This window comes from Photobacterium sp. 1_MG-2023 (assembly GCF_030547945.1).
GTDB lineage: Bacteria > Pseudomonadota > Gammaproteobacteria > Enterobacterales > Vibrionaceae > Photobacterium.
Map to the genome: position 1 here is coordinate 128,096 of NZ_JAUORR010000008.1, position 21,432 is coordinate 149,527.

Below are 21,432 nucleotides of genomic sequence, written 5' to 3' on the forward strand. Positions count from 1 at the left end.
GCCATGTGACCAAAGTGGTGTTTAAAAAAGGATGTTTCGGTTTATTGCATTGTTTCTTGTGATATCGGCAGCGATTCCCGCTGCTTTAGCGCAGCCATCGCAAAAAAGTGCTGAACGTATACACGTCGGACTTGTGCTGGGTGGCGGAGGGGCAAAAGGGGCGGCCCATGTCGGGGTCCTCAAAGCCCTGGAAGAGTTGCAAATCCCTGTTGATTACATCGTCGGCACCAGTATGGGCGCTTATGTGGGCGGATTGTACGCTTCGGGTATGAGTGCGGATGAAATCGAAGCCATCCTGAATACGGTCGACTGGGCATCCGGTTACGAAGACCGGGTGAAACGCAGTGAGCGCCGGGTTCGTGAAAAACAGCAGGAAGACCGCTTTCAGATTGTCACCGATCTCGGGGTCGAATTCTGGGAAGTGAAAGTGCCCAAAGGCTTTGTGCAGGGCCAGACTATGGGAGAAATTCTGCGTACCACGTCTGGTAATCTGCCCTGGATGATCAGCTTCGATACCTTACCCATTCCTTTCCGTGCTGTCGCCACGGACATCGAAAATCTGAAACCCGTTGTGTTGTCCGGTGGCGATCTGGCTGAAGCGATGCAGGCCAGTATGTCGGTGCCGGGACTGCTGCCACCGGTGATGCTGGATGGCAAGTTGCTGGTGGATGGCGGGATCACCAATAACCTGCCGATCTCTGTGGTGAAAGAGATGGGCGCCGATGTGGTAATCGCCGTGGATATCAGTAACGATTTCAAAACGGCGGATGAGCTGACGGATTATCTGGTGGTGATGGATCAGCTCACAGATTTTATGGTACGTGATAATGCCGCAAGGCAGGAAGCGCTGCTGGGGCAGGCGGATATTTTGCTGCGGCCGGATATTCAGGGGATCACGACCACAGATTTCAACCGGATGCCGGAAGCGTTCGACAGCGGTTATCACACGGTCCAGATGCAGCGCCTGCAACTGGCTGCTTTGGGCAGTGCGACCATCTATCAGGATTATATTGAGCAAAAACAAGCCGCCCGGCGACAGCTGGATTTTCTCGAAAGACGGCGGATTGATCAGATTGAGCTGATCAACAACAGTCCTTATGCCAATGAAGTGTTGCTGGATCGCTTGCAACTCAAGCCTGGGATGAAAGTTGATTCCGAGCAACTGGAAAAAAGTGTTCGTGATCTCTATGCCCTGGATCGGTTTGAGCGGGTGGACTACCGCATTGAGCGCCTCGGTGAGCGCCATATTCTGATTCTGGATGTCAAAGCCAAAAGTTGGGGACCGAATTTTATTGATATGCGCTTCTCGCTGGAAGATGACTTTGACAACAATACGGACTTTTCCATCGGTCTGGCACTGACCGCAACCGGGTTATCGGAAAAAGGGGCCGAGTGGCGAACCGAGCTCGAATATGGCTCCGATAAACGCATTGCCACTGAATTGTATATTCCCTTTACCAGCGATCAGGAGTGGTTCTCCGTGCTGGGGCTCGATTATGACGTCGTCAACACCAATGTGACGGTTACGGGCGAAGAGCCGGATCTGAAGAAGATTGACGACTTTATCGCGGCCCGGTTCAGCGATTTTCACCTGGACGGTTCGATTGGCTGGCAGCCAGCTTTGTGGCAGGAATTCCGGGCGGGCTACCTGATTGGCGACGGCGACACCGAGTTTCCCGGGATCCTGCGTCTCGGTAATGAAAAGCGCAGCAGCCGCAGATTGTATCTTCGCTATAACCTCGACACGCTGGACGACTTCACCTTGCCGAAAGAAGGCCATTACCTGCTGGCCGAAGTGGCTTCATCAGACGACAGTGCGACCTTTCAGGGGCAGCGTTTATCCGATACGGCGCTGCATTTCGATTTCGCATGGAAAGGTGCCTATACTTTTGGTCGCCATACTATGATGGGAAAGGCGGAATACGGGAAAGTCAGTTCGGATGAAGATCTGCGGCTTGATCCCAAAGAGCTGGGTGGTTTTCTGAACCTGTCTGGCATTCCTAAAAACAGCCTGTCCGGTAATAACAAAGTGTTCTCTGCGTTGGTGTATCGCTATCACCTGACGGATAACGACTTTGGTTTGTTTAACTCTTCTGTTTATCTGGGGACCTCTCTGGAGTGGGGCGGGGTATATAACAATCCAGATTTATCGTTTTCTGATCTGCCGGGTTATTACGCCGGGAGTATATTTACGGGGATTACGACACCGTTTGGCCCGTTTATTCTGGCATATGGCCAAACTGCAGAAGATTTAAGTTCGTTTTATTTGTTATTTGGAGGAGAACTGTAGCAAACGGATTTTTCCTGTTTTGTGAATGTTGTAAAAGTCAGCCTGATTTTAATGTTTCGTTAAAAATGATATGCTCCGTAACCGGTTTTGGTCTCTCCTGCACGCCATAAAGGTCTGAATCGAATCAAGCATAATGCGTGCGAGCAAACCGGAGAGGGCAATCACTTCCAAGGATGTTTAACCGTCTGGTTAAACCGAAAAAAGAGGAATATGTCGTGCTTGAAGCCTACCGTAAACACGTCGAAGAGCGTGCTGCCGAAGGGGTTGTCCCCAAGCCTCTGGATGCCGAGCAAGCTGCTGCTTTGGTTGAACTTCTGAAAAATCCCCCTGCTGGTGAAGAAGACTTTCTGATTGAGCTGCTGGAAAACCGCATCCCACCGGGTGTGGATGAGGCTGCTTACGTGAAAGCAGGTTTCCTGGCCGCGATCGCAGCAGGTGAAGCGGCTTCACCGATTGTCAGCAAAGAAAAAGCTGCTGAATTACTGGGTACCATGCAGGGCGGTTATAACATTGAGCCTCTGATCAGCCTGCTGGATGATAGCGCGCTGGCGCCAATCGCTGCCAAAGCCCTGTCTCACACCCTGCTGATGTTTGATGCTTTCTATGATGTGGAAGAGAAAGCGAAAGCAGGCAATACATTTGCCAAACAGGTGCTGCAATCCTGGGCGGATGCCGAGTGGTTTCTGTCCAAGCCTGAACTGGCTGAAAAAATTACCCTGACCGTCTTTAAAGTGACGGGTGAAACCAACACCGATGACCTGTCTCCGGCACCAGATGCCTGGTCTCGCCCGGATATCCCGCTGCACGCGCTGGCCATGCTGAAAAACGAACGTGAAGGCATTGAACCGGATCAGCCGGGTTCTGTGGGTCCGATGAAGCAAATCGAAGCCCTGCAGGCCAAAGGTCATCAGCTGGTTTACGTGGGTGATGTTGTGGGTACGGGCTCTTCCCGTAAATCTGCGACTAACTCAGTGCTGTGGTTCATGGGTGATGATATCCCTTATGTGCCGAACAAGCGTGCCGGTGGTTATGTGCTGGGTGGCAAGATTGCCCCAATCTTCTTCAATACTATGGAAGATGCCGGCGCACTGCCAATTGAAGTGGATGTGACCGCGCTGAACATGGGTGACGTGATTGACGTTTATCCGTTCAAAGGTGAAGTCCGCCGTCACGACTCAGACGAAGTCGTGTCAACGTTCAAACTGAAAACAGATGTGCTGATCGACGAAGTGCGTGCCGGTGGCCGTATTCCGCTGATCATTGGCCGTGGTCTGACCGACCGCGCGCGTGAAGCGCTGGGCCTGGCACCTTCTGATGTCTTCCGTCGTCCGCAACCTGTGGCCGATTCAGGCAAAGGTTTCACACTGGCTCAGAAAATGGTCGGTAAAGCGTGCAGTGTTGAAGGTGTACGCCCTGGCACATACTGTGAGCCGAAAATGACCACAGTGGGTTCTCAGGACACCACGGGCCCGATGACTCGTGATGAACTGAAAGATCTGGCCTGTCTGGGCTTCTCAGCGGATCTGACCATGCAGTCGTTCTGCCACACTTCCGCGTATCCGAAGCCGGTTGATGTGAACACGCACCATACCCTGCCAGATTTCATCATGAACCGTGGCGGTGTTTCCCTGCGTCCGGGAGATGGTGTCATCCACTCCTGGTTGAACCGCATGCTGCTGCCGGATACCGTGGGTACAGGCGGTGACTCGCACACCCGTTTCCCGCTGGGAATTTCCTTCCCTGCCGGTTCTGGTCTGGTGGCGTTTGCTGCGGCGACCGGGGTGATGCCACTGGATATGCCAGAGTCGATTCTGGTGCGCTTCAAGGGTGAAATGCAAGAAGGGATCACGCTGCGTGATCTGGTTCATGCAATTCCTTACTACGCGATTCAGCAAGGTCTGCTGACGGTTGAGAAAGCCGGTAAGATCAATGAATTCTCTGGCCGTATTCTGGAAATCGAAGGGGTTGAACACCTGACGGTTGAGCAGGCGTTCGAATTGTCGGATGCATCTGCTGAGCGGAGTGCTGCGGGTTGTACGGTGAAACTGTCTCAGGAATCTATTGCTGAATACCTGGAATCCAACATCGTCATGCTGAAGTGGATGATCTCTGAAGGTTACGGTGATCGCCGTACTATCGAGCGTCGTATTATGGCAATGCAGGACTGGCTGGCCAATCCGGCGCTGATGGAAGCGGATAAAGATGCAGAATATGCCCATGTGATCGAAATCGATCTGGCAGAGATCAAAGAGCCGATTTTGTGTGCGCCAAACGATCCGGATGATGCGCGTCTGCTGTCTGAAGTTCAGGGCACAGCCATCGATGAAGTCTTCATCGGTTCTTGTATGACGAACATCGGTCACTTCCGTGCTGCCGGTAAACTGCTGGATAAGTTCGGCGGTCAGCTGAATACCCGGATGTGGGTTGCGCCACCAACGAAGATGGACCGCGATCAACTGACTGAAGAAGGCTATTACGGTATCTTTGGCCGTGCGGGTGTGCGTATCGAAACACCGGGATGTTCACTGTGTATGGGTAACCAGGCGCGCGTGGCTGATAAAGCAACCGTCATGTCTACATCGACCCGTAACTTCCCGAACCGTCTGGGGACAGGGGCCAATGTCTTCCTGTCTTCCGCAGAACTGGCGGCTGTGGGTGCGATTCTGGGCCGTATCCCAACGATGGATGAATACCTGCAATACGCAAAACAGATCAATGCCACGGCAGCAGATACTTACCGTTATCTGAATTTCCACCGCATGGATCAGTACACCAAGCGTGCGGACGAAGTGATTGTTCAGGCTGCAGTTTAATCTGCCGGATTGAAGCAAGACACCACACAAAAGGGAGCTCAGGCTCCCTTTTTTAATGGGATTTCAGGGCGGACAACTGGCCGCCAAGCACCAGCAGTGCGGCGACGTTTCGGGCCGTGAGGGTCAGGTTCTGTGCACCGTCCGCCAGTGCCTCTGCCAGATCGCAGGGATGGTTGACCACGCTGAACACCGCGTCCAGGCCATGCTGGAATACGATGGCATGATCCTGCGACAGGCTGCCCGCAATGCCGATCACCGCTACATTGAATTGTTGGGCACAGCGGGCGACCCCAATGGGTGTTTTGCCATGAATCGTTTGGCTGTCAATGCGGCCTTCTCCCGTGATCACAAGATCCGCGTCCGACATGATATCGGCCAGTCCGGTCGCGCGTATCACAATCTCAATCCCTGGCTGAAGGTGTGCATTCAAAAGCCCCATCAGCGCAGCACCCATGCCCCCCGCAGCACCGGCACCCGGGCTATCTCTGACCATGCACTGATGCTGCGTTGCCATGCAGTCTGCAAAGTGGGCAAGGTTGGCATCCAGTTGCCTGATCATGGCTTCAGTGGCACCTTTCTGCGGACCGAAGACTCGCGCCGCGCCGTTTGGGCCGCACAGCGGGTTATCCACATCGCAAGCAACTTCAAGACAGACTTGTGCCAGTCTGGGATCCAATCCCGTGGTATCAATACGGGCCAAATCTGAGAGTGCCTCGCCACCCAAGCCAATGTCTTGGTTTTGCCGATCCAGTAACCGGATACCCAGTGCCTGCAGCATGCCAGCGCCACCATCTAAGGTCGCACTGCCACCAATCCCGATGATCAGATGCGTTCTGCCCTGATCCAGTGCAGCTGTGATCAATTCCCCCGTGCCATAGCTGGTCGTCCGCATCGGATTGCGTTTTGCTGTGGGAACGAGATCCAACCCGGAAGCCGCCGCCATTTCAATCACCGCCGTTTTACCGTCTCCCAGCAAGCCATAGAAACCGTCAACCGGGGTGCCCAGAGGCCCGGTCACGCGGACCTGCATGATTTTTCCCTGTGTGGCATCGACGAGTGATTGCACCGTTCCCTCACCGCCATCGGCCATGGGGCACAGCCGGTAATCGGCCTCGGGCAGTACCTGACGAAACCCGGCTTCAATCGCACGGGCAACCGCGAGTGCTGGCAGGCTTTCTTTATAGGAATCGGGTGCAATGATGATTTTCATAGGGTCCTCGTTGAATGTGTTGCCCTCGTATCTGTTACGAGGCAGACGCAGACTGGTTGCAATTTGACGGCGTTCCTGACATGGTGCGCGCGGTCGATGGCAGGTACAGGCGGGCTCTGGCGCCTGTCCTCAGTGTATTTGTCTCAGACGGTATCGACAAATGCCTGAACAGCAAACATCAGAAGAAGGGTGGCTATGGATTACGAATTTAAGAAAAATATGCTGGATGGCAGTTATCACGTCGTTTTCTCGATGGGGCATGAAGCGCTGGGTCGCTGGCTGATTGAAGAGGTGCAGGATGATGAGGCAAAGATTGCCCTGATCCTGAATCAACTTGGTGCATTGAAAGGCACCATGACTGAATGGCAACTCATCGGCGAAGAAATGACCTTGAGCTTGCAGGACAACGAAGCCATTGTTCAGGCTAACTATCTGTTTTTCAGCACGGAAGATGAAATGGAAGAGGACATGAGCCATTACGATGATGAAGCCATGTCTCTGTGCGGGTTTGAAGATCTGGAACAGGTACTGCATGCCTGGCGTGCATTTATCAGAGGCCGCTAACAAGATCGTCAGCACGCATTTTTCTGCCTTGCTTCTTCTTAGGGAATCAGCCGCACCATGATGGTGCGGCTTTTTTGTGCAACTTTTCTGGCTCTCACTTAAGTGATTGTTTTGTTTGTTATTTAAAAGTTGGCACGGAGCTTGTTTATTCATCTGTGTACTTCGTTTAGGGACGCACAGGTTAAGGAGCAGGGGAATGAAACTCATCAACGCAATTATCAAACCATTCAAGTTAGATGATGTTCGTGAAGCACTGGCAGATGTCGGTGTTGAGGGGATGACAGTTTCTGAGGTGAAAGGATTCGGCCGTCAGAAAGGTCATACCGAGCTGTATCGTGGCGCAGAGTATCAGGTTGATTTCCTGCCGAAAGTCAAACTGGAGATTGCGACGCAGTCGGAGAACCTGGAGATGATCATTGAGGCCATCACCAAGGCGGCTCATACCGGCAAAATCGGTGACGGTAAGATTTTCGTTTACGATCTGGACCACGCAGTACGTATCCGTACCGGCGAGACAGACGCAGAAGCATTATAACAACCAGATGTGATAAGAGGACTATGACCATGGAATTATCAACAACGGTGACAGAGCTGCGATACGCACTCGACACATTCTTTTTTCTGATTTCCGGCGCGCTGGTGATGTGGATGGCGGCAGGTTTCGCCATGCTGGAAGCAGGCTTGGTGCGTTCGAAGAACACCACTGAAATTCTGACCAAAAACTTTTGCCTTTACGCGATTGCCTGCACCATGTACCTGATCATTGGTTACAACATCATGTATGTCGATAATGGTGAGGGGGGCTGGCTGCCTTCATTCGGCACCCTGTTTGGCACTCAGGCTGAAGGCGCGGATCACTCGCTGGAATCTGACTTCTTCTTCCAGGTGGTATTCGTGGCAACCGCGATGTCTGTGGTTTCCGGCGCAGTGGCCGAGCGGATGAAGTTGTGGGCTTTCCTGGTGTTCTCTGTGGTTCTGACCGGTGTGATCTATCCGGTTGAAGGTTACTGGACCTGGGGGGGCGGCTTCTTGTCTGCGGCTGGTTTCAGCGACTTTGCAGGCTCAGGGATTGTTCACATGGCGGGTGCAGCAGCGGCGCTGGCTGGTGTGTTGCTGCTGGGTGCCCGAAAAGGGAAATATGGTAAGAATGGTGAAATTCTGCCGATTCCGGGTTCAAACATGCCGCTGGCAACGCTGGGTACATTTATCCTGTGGTTTGGCTGGTTCGGCTTCAACGGCGGCTCACAGCTGATGGTCTCGGATTTTGAGAATGCGACCGCGGTGGGCAAGATTTTCCTGAACACCAATGCTGCAGCGGCTGCCGGTGCGCTGGCATCACTGGCCGTGTGTAAAACGACCTGGGGTAAAGCGGATCTGACCATGATTCTGAATGGCGCGCTGGCGGGTTTGGTTGCGATTACGGCGGATCCCTTGTCGCCATCGCCCATGTCAGCGGTGATCATCGGTGTGATTGCCGGTGCGATTGTGGTCTTCAGCATCATTGGTCTGGACAAGCTGAAGATTGATGATCCGGTCGGTGCGATTTCTGTCCATGGCGTGTGCGGTTTCTTTGGCCTGATGGTGGTTCCGTTCAGCAACGGTGATGCAAGCTTTGGCGCTCAGCTGCTGGGTGCAGCGGTTATCTTTGCCTGGGTCTTTGGGGCAAGCCTGGCGGTCTGGGGCATCCTGAAAGTCACCATGGGTATCCGTGTGACCGAAGAAGAAGAAATGGCGGGGATGGACCTGCACGATTGTGGCATCGATGCCTATCCAGAGTTTGTCAGTGTGAAGTAATTGCTCAAACTCTGCGCTTATTCACAAAACTATTAAAAACGCTGCCTTTGTGCAGCGTTTTTTTGTGTTCATTTGTTTCAACGCATTGTCCGGTCAGGCTGCTACAGTATAATTGAGCGATACTGATAAACGTTATCATTCATTTTAGTATTAAGGAATTGCTCAATGAAAAAGCTGTTCGCCTCTGCCATGTTGCTTGGCTTATCTGCCCCTCAAATGGTTAACGCTGCTGAAGAAGTCAATGTTTATTCGCTGCGCCAGCCTTTTCTGATTGAGCCGATGCTGAAAGAGTTTACTGATGAAACCGGCATTAAAGTCAATGTGAAGTTTGCCAAAGACGGTATTGCAGAGAAACTGGCCCAAGAAGGTGAATACAGCCCGGCAGATGTGATTCTGACCGTGGATATCAGCCGACTGGCAGAACTGACCGACAAAGGTCTGGTCCAGCCGGTCAACAGTGACATCATTGAGCAAAACGTACCTGCGCATTACCGTGATTCAGATGACGAGTGGTTTGCACTGACCATGCGGACCCGCAGTGTGTACTCTTCAAAAGAGCGTGTGGGCCGTCTGCCAGCCAGCTTTGATTATCTGGATCTGGCAAAACCAGAGTGGAAAGGCAAAATCTGTACCCGTTCGGGTAAGCACCCGTACAACATCTCTCTGGTTTCATCCATGATTGCCCACTACGGCGAAGCAGAAACGAAAACCTGGCTGGAAGGTGTGAAAGCCAATCTGGCACGTAAGCCACAGGGCAACGATCGGGCTCAGGTGAAAGCGGTGAAAGAAGGCTTGTGTGATCTGGCTATCGGCAACAGTTACTACTTGGGCAAAATGGTCAATGATGAAAACCAGAAAGCCTGGGCTGAGGCTGTCTACATCAACTTCCCGGGTCAGCAAGTGAACGGCACCCATGTCAACATCAGTGGTATGGCGATGGCGAAGTATGCACCAAACAAAGCCAATGCGCAGAAGCTGATGGAGTTCCTGACATCTGACAAAGCCCAGCACATGTACGCTGAAGTGAACTTCGAATACCCGGTGAAACCTGGCGTCGAGCGCTCAGAGCTGGTGGCATCCTGGGGTGACTTCCGTGCCGATAAAGTATCGCTGGAAGAGATTGCCAACCATCACAGCGCTGCAACCAAGCTGCTGGATGAAGTACAGTTCGACCTGTAAGTGAAAGAAAAATAGGGGCCGTTTGGCCCCTTTTGCTCGATTGTCTGGTATCTTTGGGGGCGTTTTTTTCGCGAACTGCCGGGAAGGCAACAGGTTGCTTTATCGGGCAACAGTGTAGGGCGTGAAAGCTCAAGGATACGAAGTTGTAGACAATGAAATACAGATTCCCGCTTTGGCTCACCACTGGCTGGGGGTTCGGCCTCTTACTCGTTCTGCCGATTCTCGCCATTTTTTATACCGCACTCGGCGCTACGGATCAGGTGTTTTCTCACCTGATGGATACCGTCATGGGGGTGTATACCCTCAATACTTTGGGCTTGGTGCTGGGAACTTCTTTTCTGGCTGCCTTATTCGGCCTGCCTTGCGCCTGGCTGATGGCCATGTGCCGCCTGCCTGGTGAAAAATGGCTGCAATGGGCTTTGGTCCTGCCATTGGCGATGCCGGGTTATATCATCGGTTATATCTATACGGATTGGTTTGATTTCGCCGGACCGGTTCAGATTTTTCTTCGCGATCTTTTCGGCTGGCAAAGTTATCAGGATTACTGGTTTCCGGATATCCGCACCCTTGGCGGGGCCTGTCTGATTCTGGCGCTGGTTCTCTATCCCTATGTTTACCTGCTGGCTCGTACCGCGTTCATGGAACAGAGTGCCAGCTTATTGCAATCTGCACGGTTGTTGCGGTGCTCGCCCTTCGAGAGTTTTCGCCGGATTTCTCTCCCATTAGCCCGTCCTTCTATTGCGGTCGGTCTCTCGCTGGTGGCCATGGAAACGCTGGGTGACTTCGGGACCGTCAGCTATTTTGCCGTGCACTCCCTCACCACAGCGGTCTACGATACCTGGTTGGGGTATTCGAATCTGAATGCTGCTGCAAAGATTTCTGCGATGATGCTGCTGGCAATTTTTCTGCTGATCAGTGCAGAGCGATTCAGCCGCAGACGACAAAAACTCTTCCAGCAGCACCGTGAGCCGAATGAAGATCTGCGCTATCCGTTATCGGGATGGAAAAAGTGGCTGGCTCTGTGCTGGTGCTGGGGGCTGATCGGATTTGCATTCGCGATGCCTCTGATGCAGCTGATGTACTACGCCTGGCATTATCTGGCGCAAAGCTGGACGACAGAATTCAGAGATTACAGCCTCAACAGTCTGATGGTTTCGCTGACCGCATCGCTGATTGCCGTGGTTGTCGCTTTGCTGGTGAACTTTTATCACCGGCTGGATGGCCGTCGGGCCAGTCTGGCCCCCATGCGTATGACCACCATGGGATATGCCGTGCCTGGTACCGTCCTGGCCATTGGTGTGATGATTCCGCTGACGTCGGCAGACCATCTGCTGAACACGATTACTCAGGCGATGGGATGGGGACGTCCCGGCCTGGTGTTCTCCGGGACCATGTTCGCCATGATTTTTGCTTTTGTGGTTCGCTTTGGCGCCGTCGCGGTGGGGAGCATTGAAAGTAGTCTGGCGAAAATCCCGCCTTCGCTGGATATGGCTGCGAAAACCATGGGATGCGCACCGGCAGCGATGCTGCGCCGGGTGCACCTGCCGTTGATCAGACGTGGCTGTCTGGTGGCCGGTCTGCTGGTATTCATTGAATCCATGAAAGAGCTGAATGCGGCCTTGTTGCTACGTCCGTTTAACTTTGAAACGTTGGCCACTTATGTCTTTAATTACGCCTCCGATGAGCAACTGGAACTGGCGGCACTTCCGGCAATTTTGCTGGTGCTGGTTGGTCTGGTGCCATTGGTTGTTGTGAACCGTTCACTGGAGCAATCACACTGATGAGTCATGCGTTATCTGTCCAAAAACTGACTTGCCGGTATAACGGCCAGGCGATACTGGAAAATTTGTCTCTGGTCGCGGAAGACAATGAAATTATCTGTTTGCTCGGTGCCAGCGGCTGCGGGAAAACAACCTTGCTGAAAGCCATCGCCGGTTTGTTGCCTCAGGAGCAGGGGCAGTTGCACATCAATGGCCATACCATGGTGGATCAGGACCATTGGGTGCCACCGGAGCACCGTAACATCGGGATGATTTTTCAGGATTATGCTTTGTTCCCGCACCTGACGGTCGCTGAGAATATCGCTTTCGGCCTGCGGGACTGGGATAAGAAAAGAGCGCAGACCAAAGTGGCAGAAATGCTGGCACTCGTCCGGCTGGATGGCCTTGGACAGCGTTATCCGCACCAGCTTTCCGGTGGTCAGCAGCAGCGCGTTGCCATTGCCCGTGCCTTGGCCTGCGAGCCGGATTTGATTTTGCTGGATGAGCCTTTTTCAAACATTGATACTCAGGTTCGTCACGGACTGATTCGCGAGATCCGGCGGATATTCAAGGCACAGGGTGTGACTGCGATTTTTGTCACCCACAGTCGGGAAGAAGCATTTGCTTTTGCGGATCGACTGGCGGTGATGCATAACGGTGTGATTGAGCAGTTCGGTACAGCCGCCGAGCTTTACTATCAACCTTGCAGCCGGTTTGTTGCAGACTTTCTCGGCACAGGCTCTTATCTGCCTGCCACCATTCATCAGGATGAGTTACACACACCTCTGGGGACAGTGGTCATGTCGCAAGCCGTTACTTTTGGTCAAGGGCATCAGGTGGAATGGTTAGTCAGGCCGCAGAATCTGAAACTCAATCCGGAAGAAACGGGGCGGGGGGTGATTCTGGAACAACAGTTTATGGGAGACAGTTGTCGCTATACCGTGGACTATGAGGGGCATCACCTGATTGTGAATACCCCTATGATCCTGCAGACAGGCCAGCGAGTTTCTGTCGAGCTGGATTTATTTCAGCCCTGTTTGATGGCTGAAGCCAGTTAACAGTGGTCGCTGCGGCAATTACGCCTGCGGGAACATCAGGCTGATGTATGCGTCGGCCTGAGCCTGCATACTGACCTTGTTGGGTTCAATGTTAGCACGCAGATACAACACGTAACACAAACCGTGCAGCAACCAGGTCAGATCGTAAGAGGTGATCTCTGTACTCAGCTGTCCGTCAAGTTTGCCCTGTTCAAAAATATTGGTCACTTGCTTCAGGTTCGGGCGGTTTGCATCCAGGAATTGCGGCCAGGTTTCTGTCCGAACAGAAGTACTCCATTCAAACCAGACTTTCAGCCAGTCCTGCTGGTCAATCACTGCGTCAATTAAGTGGCCAGTCATACAGCTGAGGTGGCCATGAATAGAACTGTGTTCTTCTCCCAGACATTGATTTAAGAGTTCATTGAACTTACGTTCAACCTGATTCAGAACTTGCTCCACAAGCGCTTCTCGGGTTGGAAAGTAATTGAAGACGGTCGCCACGGAGACATTGGCCATATCAGCAATGTCGGCATGCCCTGCACGACCAATTCCCCGGCGGGCAAATACTTCCAGCGCACACTTGAGAAGTTGTTGTTTGCGTTTCTCGGGTGAGAGACGTGTCCTCGTTTTTTTAACTATGGTGTCCATGCTACAAATTCCCTAGCCAATCGTTTTATATGCACTTTGCTTAATAACTCTACCTCAGCAGGGCCATGGGTTCAATCCTGATTTGTTCCGAGGTGCCATATGGCTCGAAGAATGGATGGATAACTTTTCTTGCGCAACGATGATAGAATAGCTTTTTAGTGATTACCGAGAACCCATGCGCATGCCAAATGCGCATATGGAGAAAGAAATGAAGCATACCATCGAAGTCATGATTTCTGAGCAGGATGTTCAGGCTAGGATCAAAGAGCTGGGAGAGCAAATCAGCGCCTACTACCAGGGCTCAGAAAACCTGGTTATGGTTGGCTTGCTGCGTGGCTCTTTTATCTTTATGGCCGATCTGGCCCGTGCGATTGATTTGCCGCACGAAGTGGATTTCATGACGGCTTCCAGCTATGGCCATGCAATGGAAAGCAGCCGTGATGTGCGCATCCTGAAAGATCTGGATGATGAAATTGAAGGCAAAGATGTCCTGCTGGTTGAAGATATTATCGACACCGGGAACACCCTGAACAAGGTGCGTGAAATTCTGGCCCTGCGGAATCCAAACTCGATTCGTATCTGTACGCTGCTGGACAAGCCAGAGCGCCGCGAAGTGGCGGTTGATGCCGAGTGGATTGGTTTCGAAATTCCGGATGAGTTTGTGGTTGGTGTGGGCATTGACTACGCACAGAAATACCGCCATCTGCCATTTATCGGCAAAGTCGTTCCGCTGGAAGGCTGAACCTGACCCGACTTTGACAGAATAAAGAAAAGCGACCTCAGGGTCGCTTTTCTTTTGGATCACTCGCCGGCTTTCGGCAGAATTTCAGTCATGGAATTCTGGTAAGCGGTTTCCAGCGAAGCTTTACTGGTTGTGGTGACGCCTAAATCACGTAATTTACCGTCGCCGATCCCGTACACCCAACCGTGAATTTTCACTTGCTGGCCGCGTTCCCAGGCTTGCTGAAGAATGGTGGAGTTCCCCAGGTGATAAACCTGACTCGCCACATTGATTTCACACAACTTGTCTGCCCATGCCTCACGTGGCAGCAGGCCCAGTGCGTCACGGTGCTTCAGATACAGGTCACGGATGTGCAGCAGCCAGTTATTGATCAGGCCCAGCTGCGGGTTATCAATGGAGGCCGCAACACCGCCACAGCCGTAGTGACCGCAGATGATAATGTGTTTTACTTTCAGGACATCGACCGCATACTGAACCACTGACAGGCAGTTCAGATCGGTATGGATCACCTGGTTTGCAACGTTCCGGTGCACAAAGAGCTCGCCGGAATCCAGCCCGGTCAGTCGCTCGGCTGGAACACGGCTGTCTGAGCAGCCAATCCACAGATACTCAGGGTGCTGTGCTTTCGCCAGATGTGAGAAAAATTCTGGATTTTCTTCTTTGATTTTTTCAGACCAAGAAAAGTTATTTGCGAATAACTGTTTAATTTCTGCCATGACAACACCTTAGTTTGCTACATTGGGTTGTTTATCTTTGGTGTGTTCTGACGCCTTGAAAGACAGCGCCAAAGATAAACAGGTCATTACTATACACCTGCAAGGCGACTTGCAAATCCGATTAGTTGATAATTTAACGATTTATAACAAATCTCAAGCGTATTGTATGAATGCATTAGAAATTACTCATTTAAATAAGGTCTATCCCAGCGTGCAGGCGCTCAAGGATATGAGCCTGACGGTGGAGGAAGGCGACTTCTTTGCACTGCTGGGTCCCAATGGTGCCGGTAAATCCACCACGATCGGGATCATCAGCTCGCTGGTGAACAAAACTTCAGGCCAGGTAAAAGTCTTCGGGTACGACATTGATACCCATCTGGTCGAGGCAAAAAATCAGCTGGGGTTGGTGCCTCAGGAGTTTAACTTCAATCAGTTTGAAACCGTTGAGCAGATTGTCATCAATCAGGCCGGTTACTATGGTGTGCCGCGTGCGCTGGCCAAAGAGCGAGCCCAAAAATACCTCACGCAGCTCGACTTGTGGCCGAAGCGGAATGAGCGCGCACGAAATCTGTCCGGCGGGATGAAGCGTCGTCTGATGATTGCCCGGGCACTGATGCATGAACCGAAGCTGCTGATTCTGGATGAACCGACAGCGGGTGTGGACATCGAGCTGCGTCGCTCAATGTGGACGTTTCTGCGCGAGATTAACCGCCAAGGCGTAACCATCATTCTGACCACACACTATCTGGAAGAAGCAGAAATGTTGTGCCGGAATATCGGCATCATCAATCATGGTGAGCTGATCGAGCACACCAGCATGAAAGCGCTGCTGGCCAAGCTGGAGGTCGAGACCTTTATCCTGGATGTTGCCGTGAATGGCAATACGCCGGCACTGGACGGCGTGGTGTGGACCATGCCGGATAACCACACGCTGGAAATTGATATCCAGAAAGGCACAGGGCTGAATGCGGTCTTCGGTCAATTGACCGAGCAAGGCATAGAAGTTCGGTCGATGCGAAATAAAGCCAACCGTCTGGAAGAGTTGTTCGTGACGCTGGTGGCACAAAGCAAGGGAGGCGCGTCATCATGAGGTATCAGTACTGGATCGCTTTTCAGAGTCTGATCGCAAAAGAGGTGAACCGTTTCGCCCGGATCTGGGTGCAGACGCTGGTGCCGCCAGCCATCACTATGACCCTGTATTTCATCATTTTCGGCAGCCTGATCGGCAGCCGGATTGGCGAGATGGGCGGATTTACTTATATGGAATATATTGTCCCGGGTCTGATCATGATGTCGGTGATCACCAACTCTTATTCCAATGTGGCGTCTTCTTTTTTCAGCGCCAAGTTTCAGCACAATATTGAAGAGTTACTCGTCGCGCCAGTGCCGAACTTTGTCATTATTGCCGGGTATATCGGGGGCGGGGTCTTGCGAGGTCTGGGAGTTGGCGTGATCGTGACCGCTGTCTCGCTGCTGTTTGTGGATTTGCAGATTGCTCATTTTGGCGTGATTGTGGCCACGGTGATCATGACGTCGATTGTCTTTTCGCTCGGTGGCCTGATCAATGCAGTGTATGCCAAGACCTTCGATGACATCAGCATTATTCCGACGTTTGTGCTGACTCCCCTGACTTATCTGGGTGGCGTCTTTTATTCGCTGACTCTGCTGCCGGAAGTCTGGCAATGGGTCTCGAAGCTGAATCCGATCGTCTACATGGTGAATGCGTTCCGCTACGGCTTTCTGGGCGTGTCTGATGTTGGGATTGGTACTGCCTTCAGTGTGTTGCTGGCTTTCGTTGTGGTGCTGTACAGCATCGCGCATTACCTGATTTCGAAAGGGATCGGATTGCGTTCGTAATGGGCAGGCACAGACGAAAAAGCCCCGGCATATATGGCCGGGGCTTTTGGATAAAACGCTGTCTGTCGCGATGTGTTATACCAATCGCAGTAAATAACTGGTCATTCTAGCTTGCTAAAATGTTCGATAACTGCGTTAGATTTTTTGATTGTAGAATAACTACTTATCTAAAAAATCCGCCTTGTTCTCAAACATTTTTCCGGCGCTACTTCTGATCATTTACTTACTTTGATTGGTATTAAGCGGACGCTGCGTCTGATGACTGGGCGAGCTCAATCACCTGATTATCGATCAGGCGGGCTTTGCCAAGGAAAGCCGACATCAGAATTACGGCCTGAGTCGTTTCTTCACTGATCACCTGCAGCGTGCGGGCATCACGGATATAAATCTCATCCGGATCCAGACCGGCAGCACGCAACTGATCATTGGCATCCAGAATGACTTCATCAAAGTCACGGCGGCCACCGCGGATCTGGCTGCTGATCCAACGCATGGTTTTGGCCAGCACAGGTGCGCGCTGTCGTTCGTCATGGGTCAGGTAGCCGTTACGGGAGCTCATCGCCAGACCATCCATCTCACGCACGGTCGGCACCCCGATGATCTCAATCGGCATCGCCAGATCGATGACCATCTGGCGGATCAGGGCCAGCTGCTGATAGTCTTTTTCACCAAAACAGGCCACATCCGGCTGAACGATATTGAACAGCTTGGTCACAACCGTCGAAACCCCACGGAAATGGCTCGGGCGCAGTGCGCCTTCCAGCATGTGAGACAGGCCGGGAACTTCAACATAGGTCTGACGATCCATCCCGTTGGGATAAACAATGTCAGGTGTGGGTGTGAAGACCAGTTCAACGCCTTCACCGTTCAGTTTGGCCAGATCATCTTCCAGCGTGCGCGGATAATTGTTCAGATCATCTGCTTTATCGAACTGCATTGGATTGACAAAAATACTGACAACCACAACGTCAGCCTGTTCGCGGGCTTTACGAACCAGAGTCAGGTGCCCCTGATGCAGATTTCCCATGGTCGGAACAAAGGCAATACGGCGTCCATCGCGACGCCAGGCCCGGACTTGTTCACGGACAGGAGAAATTTCAGCAAAAGTCTGCATGGTGGGTTTTCCTTACTCAAAGGTATGCTCTGGACCCGGGAAAGTTCCCGCTTCCACTTCTGTCAGATACTGAGAGACCGCTTTGCGGATATCACCGGTTTCAGACAGATAGTTTTTTGAAAAGCGTGGCATATAGTTGGCCGAAATGCCCAGCATGTCATGCATCACCAGAATCTGACCGTCGGTCACGTTGCCGGCGCCAATCCCGATCACCGGGATATCCAGTGCGTCTGTGATGCGTTTGGCCAAGGAGGCTGGCACGCACTCCAGCACCACGATTTGCGCTCCGGCTTTTTGCAGCGCGAGGGCATCTGCCAGCATTTGATCCGCACGTGCCTGATCGCGGCCCTGAATTTTATAGCCACCAAAAATATTGACCGACTGTGGTGTCAGGCCAAGGTGCGCGCACACAGGTACGGAACGCTCAGTCAGGGTGCGAACGGTTTCCGCCAGCCAGGCACCGCCTTCCAGTTTGACCATATTGGCACCCGCACGCATCAGCTGTGCCGCATTGTCACAGGCTTGCTCCGGTGTGCCGTAGGTCATGAAAGGCAGGTCAGCCAGCAGCAGCGCATTCGGGCTGCCCGCACGGACACTGCGGGTATGATAGGCCATGTCTTCAATGCTGACAGGCAAAGTGTCGGTCCGGCCTTGTAAGACCATTCCCAGAGAGTCGCCGACCAGAAGGACGGGAACTTCCTGTTGCTCAAAAAGTTGGGCAAAACTCGCGTCATAGGCAGTCAGTGACGCAAACTTACGACCATCCTGCTTCCATTTCATCAGGTCGTTAATCGTTATTTTCTTCATCTTGTCTCCCTTATCCTGCGTGTGTCAGTCTTGCCACACTCGCAGGCCGTTACGGTCCACTTCAGTGAGCAGCGTTGTCAGCGCTGTCCCATCCGGCAGGACGAGTTCAGGGGCAATTTCAGCCAGTGGATAAAGCACAAACTCACGGACTTTCATGCCATAGTGCGGAATCGTCAGGCGATCGCAGTGATGTTGCAGATCGCCGTAAAGCAGGATATCCAAATCCAGTGTACGCGGGCCCCAGCGTTCCGCTTTGCGGACCCTTCCATGTTCCTGCTCGATGTTCTGAGTCAGATCGAGCAGTGCCAGTGGTGCCAGTTCGGTGTCGATGGCAACCACAGCATTGATGTAATCCGGTTGATCCTGCGGTCCCATAGGGGTGCTGCTGTAGAGTGATGATTCTGTAATCACCCGGACATCCGGGGACGCATGCAGGGCAGCCATGGCCTGACGTGCCTGGCTGACCGGATCATTGAGATTACTGCCAATCGCAATAAAAACGCGTGTCATGATGCTGATTTGGCCTGAGGCTTGCGGCGTTGCGGACGACGACGGCGGCGTTTCTGGCCGCTGCTACCCAGCGCCTGAACCATTTTGGCGCGTTCAGTCCGGTCGGCAAACTGGAACTGATGCCACCAGGCTGCCAGTTCTGCGACGTCTTCCCCTTCAAACTGGCCACGCATTTCCAGAAAATCGAATGCAGCACGGAATTTCGGATGTTCCAGCATGGCAAATGCACGTTTGCCGAAGCGTCGGCTGAAGCGGTGCTGCTGTTGCCAGATCTCGCGGACTGTAGTGGTCAGTCGGCGTGGAATCGCCAGAGTTTTGACCTGTTCGTCCAGAATATCGTTGGCCGCAATCATGAAGGCATCATAATCGTTCAGGCCCCCGGTGCTGGAAATTTCCTCAGCACGGATCATCACCGGATACCACAGCATTGCTGCGAACATAAAGGCTGGATTCACGCGTTTGCCGTCGGCAATTCGTTCATCGGTCGCAGCCAGAATGTGCTCGATCATCTTCTCGGTCTGACTGCTGTGATCTTCCGTGAAGTGCTCCGACAGAATCGGGAACAGTTGCTGGAACAGGTTGTATTCCCGCAGCATTTTATAGGTTTCAAGACCACAACCGGCCTGCAGCAACTTCAGGCTTTCTTCAAACAGGCGCGCAGCCGGAATATCCAGCAATAGTGTTGATAATGGCTGAATCGGGGCCGCAGTCTTTGCTTCAATCTGCATGTCCAGCTTCACGGCGAAGCGAACAGCACGCAGCATCCGTACCGGATCTTCACGGTAACGGGTTTCCGGATCGCCAATCAGGCGCACCAGACGATTCTGGAGGTCATTCACGCCATTGGCATAATCGGCCACGGTGAAGTCCCGAATATTGTAATACAGGGCGTTAATTGAGAAATCGCGTCGTTCAGCATCTTCATCAATGGTGCCGTAGACGTTGTCGCGCAGCAGCATACCTTCGTGGTTTCTGGAGGCAACGGCCTGTTTTCCGGCCGGCAGTTTGGCGGTGCTGGCATCATGGTGGCCCCGGAAGGTCGCGACTTCAATCACGTCACGGCCGAACAGAATATGAGCCAGACGGAAACGGCGGCCAATCAGGCGGCAGTTACGGAACAGCGCTTTAATTTCTTCTGGCGTCGCATTGGTCGCGATATCAAAATCTTTGGGTTCTTTGTCCAGCAGTAAATCCCGGACGCCGCCACCGACTAAATAAGCATCGAATCCGGCTTTATTGAGGCGATAGAGTACCTTCAGCGCGTTTTCGCTGATGTCTTTGCGGGAGATACCGTGCTCCTCACGTTGATAAACTTGCAAGCTTGGCTCCTCGTTACCCGAAGCATTTTGCTCTCGGGTCAATACTTTACGGCAAAAGCTGGCGACTCGACTAAAGATAACACACCTCGTAATTATGAACTGGCCGGACTGAACAGCCGCATATCATATACCCAAGTCACCTCAAGATGCTAGGTTCAGGGTGATCGCTGTTGTTGGCGGCAGGTTCGCGACATCCCAATGCGCGATCCCCCAATCCAGAATTTCATGGGGTTTTGCGGTCTGTAATGCAGCGGGTGGCGACATGCCCAGAAAGGTCATGGCCTGACAGAGCAATGGGCCTGGCTGATGCTGGCTGATCGCTGGCGCATGATTTTGCTTGGACAGTTTATTGCCGTTTTCCGTCACGGCAAGCGGCAGATGCAGGTACTGCACTTCGGGTTGTCCCAACTGACGATAGAGGCCAATCTGGCGGCCAGTCGGCTCAATCAGATCGGCGCCCCGGACGACTTCAGTGACGCCCTGCGCAATGTCATCCAGCACCACGGCCAGATTATACGCGTACAGGCCATCACGGCGGCGGATAATAAAATCTTCCTGAGCCAGTGCTTCCGGAATGCTGATCCAGCCGTGGCGCAGATCTTCAAATCCGGTCACCGCAGATTCAACCTTCAAGCGCACAGCACTGTCCTGAGCACTGTGATGAGCCGTCCGGCAGGTACCGGGATAAAATCCACCGGCTTCTTTGATGGCTTTGCGGCTGCAACGACAGTAATACGCGTCTCCGCTGGCCAGCCACGCATCGACTTGTGCCTGATACAGATGATGACGCTGGCTCTGATAGATCACCTCGCCATCCCAATGCAGGCCAAAGGCCTCGAGGGTGCGCAGGATATCGTCCGCAGCACCCGGCATTTCACGCGGCGGATCCAGATCTTCCATTCTGACCAGCCAGCGTCCTTGTCTGGCCCGGGCTTGCAGATAACTGCCGACAGCAGCGACCAGTGAACCGAAATGTAACGGACCGGAAGGAGAGGGCGCGAAACGGCCAGTGTAAGCAGATTGCATGGGCATGGTTTTCGTTGTCGGAACTGGAAAATAAAAAAGGGAGCCA

The 21,432-nt window shown here is 52.7% G+C and carries 19 protein-coding genes; 11 read left to right on the forward strand and 8 right to left on the reverse strand.

Annotated features, from left to right (window positions below; all coding sequences use genetic code 11):
• Nucleotides 1-31: 31 nt before the first annotated feature.
• On the forward strand, nucleotides 32-2,290 hold the full coding sequence (locus Q4579_RS09595) for a patatin-like phospholipase family protein (RefSeq protein ID WP_303563543.1): 2,259 nt from the start codon (nucleotides 32-34) through the stop codon (nucleotides 2,288-2,290).
• Between the two features lie 215 nt (nucleotides 2,291-2,505).
• A complete protein-coding gene (gene acnB / locus Q4579_RS09600) occupies nucleotides 2,506-5,103 on the forward strand; it encodes a bifunctional aconitate hydratase 2/2-methylisocitrate dehydratase (RefSeq protein WP_303563544.1) in 2,598 nt (865 codons plus the stop codon).
• A gap of 52 nt (nucleotides 5,104-5,155) precedes the next feature.
• On the opposite strand, the gene Q4579_RS09605 is transcribed toward acnB, so the two are convergent.
• Nucleotides 5,156-6,313: a glycerate kinase gene (locus tag Q4579_RS09605; protein ID WP_303563545.1), complete on the reverse strand. Its 1,158-nt coding sequence runs from the start codon at nucleotides 6,311-6,313 to the stop codon at nucleotides 5,156-5,158.
• A 195-nt stretch (nucleotides 6,314-6,508) separates the two neighbouring features.
• Between Q4579_RS09605 and Q4579_RS09610 the strand changes: the two genes are divergently transcribed.
• The 6 genes from Q4579_RS09610 to Q4579_RS09635 all read left to right on the forward strand — a co-directional run bounded on the left by Q4579_RS09610 (nucleotide 6,509) and on the right by Q4579_RS09635 (nucleotide 12,668).
• A complete protein-coding gene (locus tag Q4579_RS09610; RefSeq protein ID WP_303563546.1) occupies nucleotides 6,509-6,877 on the forward strand; it encodes a YacL family protein in 369 nt (122 codons plus the stop codon).
• A 196-nt stretch (nucleotides 6,878-7,073) separates the two neighbouring features.
• On the forward strand, nucleotides 7,074-7,412 hold the full coding sequence (locus Q4579_RS09615; protein ID WP_303563547.1) for a P-II family nitrogen regulator: 339 nt from the start codon (nucleotides 7,074-7,076) through the stop codon (nucleotides 7,410-7,412).
• 29 nt (nucleotides 7,413-7,441) lie between these two features.
• Entirely contained in the window at nucleotides 7,442-8,671 is a 1,230-nt protein-coding gene (locus Q4579_RS09620; RefSeq protein ID WP_303563549.1) for an ammonium transporter, read from the forward strand.
• A gap of 165 nt (nucleotides 8,672-8,836) precedes the next feature.
• Complete coding sequence (locus Q4579_RS09625; protein ID WP_303563551.1) at nucleotides 8,837-9,850, forward strand: Fe(3+) ABC transporter substrate-binding protein; 1,014 nt, start codon at nucleotides 8,837-8,839, stop codon at nucleotides 9,848-9,850.
• Between the two features lie 152 nt (nucleotides 9,851-10,002).
• On the forward strand, nucleotides 10,003-11,631 hold the full coding sequence (locus Q4579_RS09630; protein ID WP_303563552.1) for an iron ABC transporter permease: 1,629 nt from the start codon (nucleotides 10,003-10,005) through the stop codon (nucleotides 11,629-11,631).
• A complete protein-coding gene (locus Q4579_RS09635) occupies nucleotides 11,631-12,668 on the forward strand; it encodes an ABC transporter ATP-binding protein (RefSeq protein WP_303563554.1) in 1,038 nt (345 codons plus the stop codon). Before Q4579_RS09630 ends, Q4579_RS09635 begins: the two co-directional genes overlap by 1 nt.
• Nucleotides 12,669-12,686: 18 nt before the next feature.
• Here Q4579_RS09635 and Q4579_RS09640 read toward each other — a convergent pair whose 3' ends face one another.
• Nucleotides 12,687-13,295, reverse strand: coding sequence for a TetR/AcrR family transcriptional regulator (locus Q4579_RS09640; protein WP_303563555.1), 609 nt, complete (start codon nucleotides 13,293-13,295; stop codon nucleotides 12,687-12,689).
• 208 nt (nucleotides 13,296-13,503) lie between these two features.
• Here Q4579_RS09640 and hpt point away from each other — a divergent pair, with 208 nt between their 5' ends.
• Entirely contained in the window at nucleotides 13,504-14,037 is a 534-nt protein-coding gene (hpt, locus tag Q4579_RS09645) for a hypoxanthine phosphoribosyltransferase (RefSeq protein WP_303563557.1), read from the forward strand.
• Nucleotides 14,038-14,096: 59 nt separating this feature from the next.
• Here hpt and can read toward each other — a convergent pair whose 3' ends face one another.
• Entirely contained in the window at nucleotides 14,097-14,753 is a 657-nt protein-coding gene (gene can / locus Q4579_RS09650; RefSeq protein WP_303563560.1) for a carbonate dehydratase, read from the reverse strand.
• Between the two features lie 166 nt (nucleotides 14,754-14,919).
• Between can and Q4579_RS09655 the strand changes: the two genes are divergently transcribed.
• Nucleotides 14,920-15,843 carry an ABC transporter ATP-binding protein gene (locus Q4579_RS09655; protein ID WP_303563562.1) on the forward strand — a complete coding sequence of 308 codons (924 nt, stop codon included), beginning with the start codon at nucleotides 14,920-14,922 and terminating at the stop codon, nucleotides 15,841-15,843.
• A complete protein-coding gene (locus Q4579_RS09660; protein ID WP_303563564.1) occupies nucleotides 15,840-16,610 on the forward strand; it encodes an ABC transporter permease in 771 nt (256 codons plus the stop codon). The genes Q4579_RS09655 and Q4579_RS09660 overlap by 4 nt, the downstream gene beginning before the upstream one ends.
• 238 nt (nucleotides 16,611-16,848) lie before the next feature.
• Here Q4579_RS09660 and panC read toward each other — a convergent pair whose 3' ends face one another.
• The 5 genes from panC to gluQRS all read right to left on the reverse strand — a co-directional run bounded on the left by panC (nucleotide 16,849) and on the right by gluQRS (nucleotide 21,386).
• Entirely contained in the window at nucleotides 16,849-17,724 is an 876-nt protein-coding gene (gene panC, locus Q4579_RS09665; RefSeq protein ID WP_303563565.1) for a pantoate--beta-alanine ligase, read from the reverse strand.
• A 12-nt stretch (nucleotides 17,725-17,736) separates the two neighbouring features.
• The gene (panB, locus tag Q4579_RS09670) at nucleotides 17,737-18,531 is read right to left on the reverse strand and encodes a 3-methyl-2-oxobutanoate hydroxymethyltransferase (protein ID WP_303563566.1); all 795 of its coding nucleotides are present in this window, start codon (nucleotides 18,529-18,531) and stop codon (nucleotides 17,737-17,739) included.
• A 24-nt stretch (nucleotides 18,532-18,555) separates the two neighbouring features.
• Nucleotides 18,556-19,041, reverse strand: a complete 486-nt coding sequence (gene folK / locus Q4579_RS09675; RefSeq protein ID WP_303563568.1) for a 2-amino-4-hydroxy-6-hydroxymethyldihydropteridine diphosphokinase — start codon at nucleotides 19,039-19,041, stop codon at nucleotides 18,556-18,558.
• A complete protein-coding gene (pcnB, locus tag Q4579_RS09680) occupies nucleotides 19,038-20,402 on the reverse strand; it encodes a polynucleotide adenylyltransferase PcnB (protein ID WP_303563569.1) in 1,365 nt (454 codons plus the stop codon). The genes folK and pcnB overlap by 4 nt, the downstream gene beginning before the upstream one ends.
• A 99-nt stretch (nucleotides 20,403-20,501) precedes the next feature.
• The gene (gene gluQRS, locus Q4579_RS09685) at nucleotides 20,502-21,386 is read right to left on the reverse strand and encodes a tRNA glutamyl-Q(34) synthetase GluQRS (protein WP_303563571.1); all 885 of its coding nucleotides are present in this window, start codon (nucleotides 21,384-21,386) and stop codon (nucleotides 20,502-20,504) included.
• Between the last annotated feature and the right edge of the window lie 46 nt (nucleotides 21,387-21,432).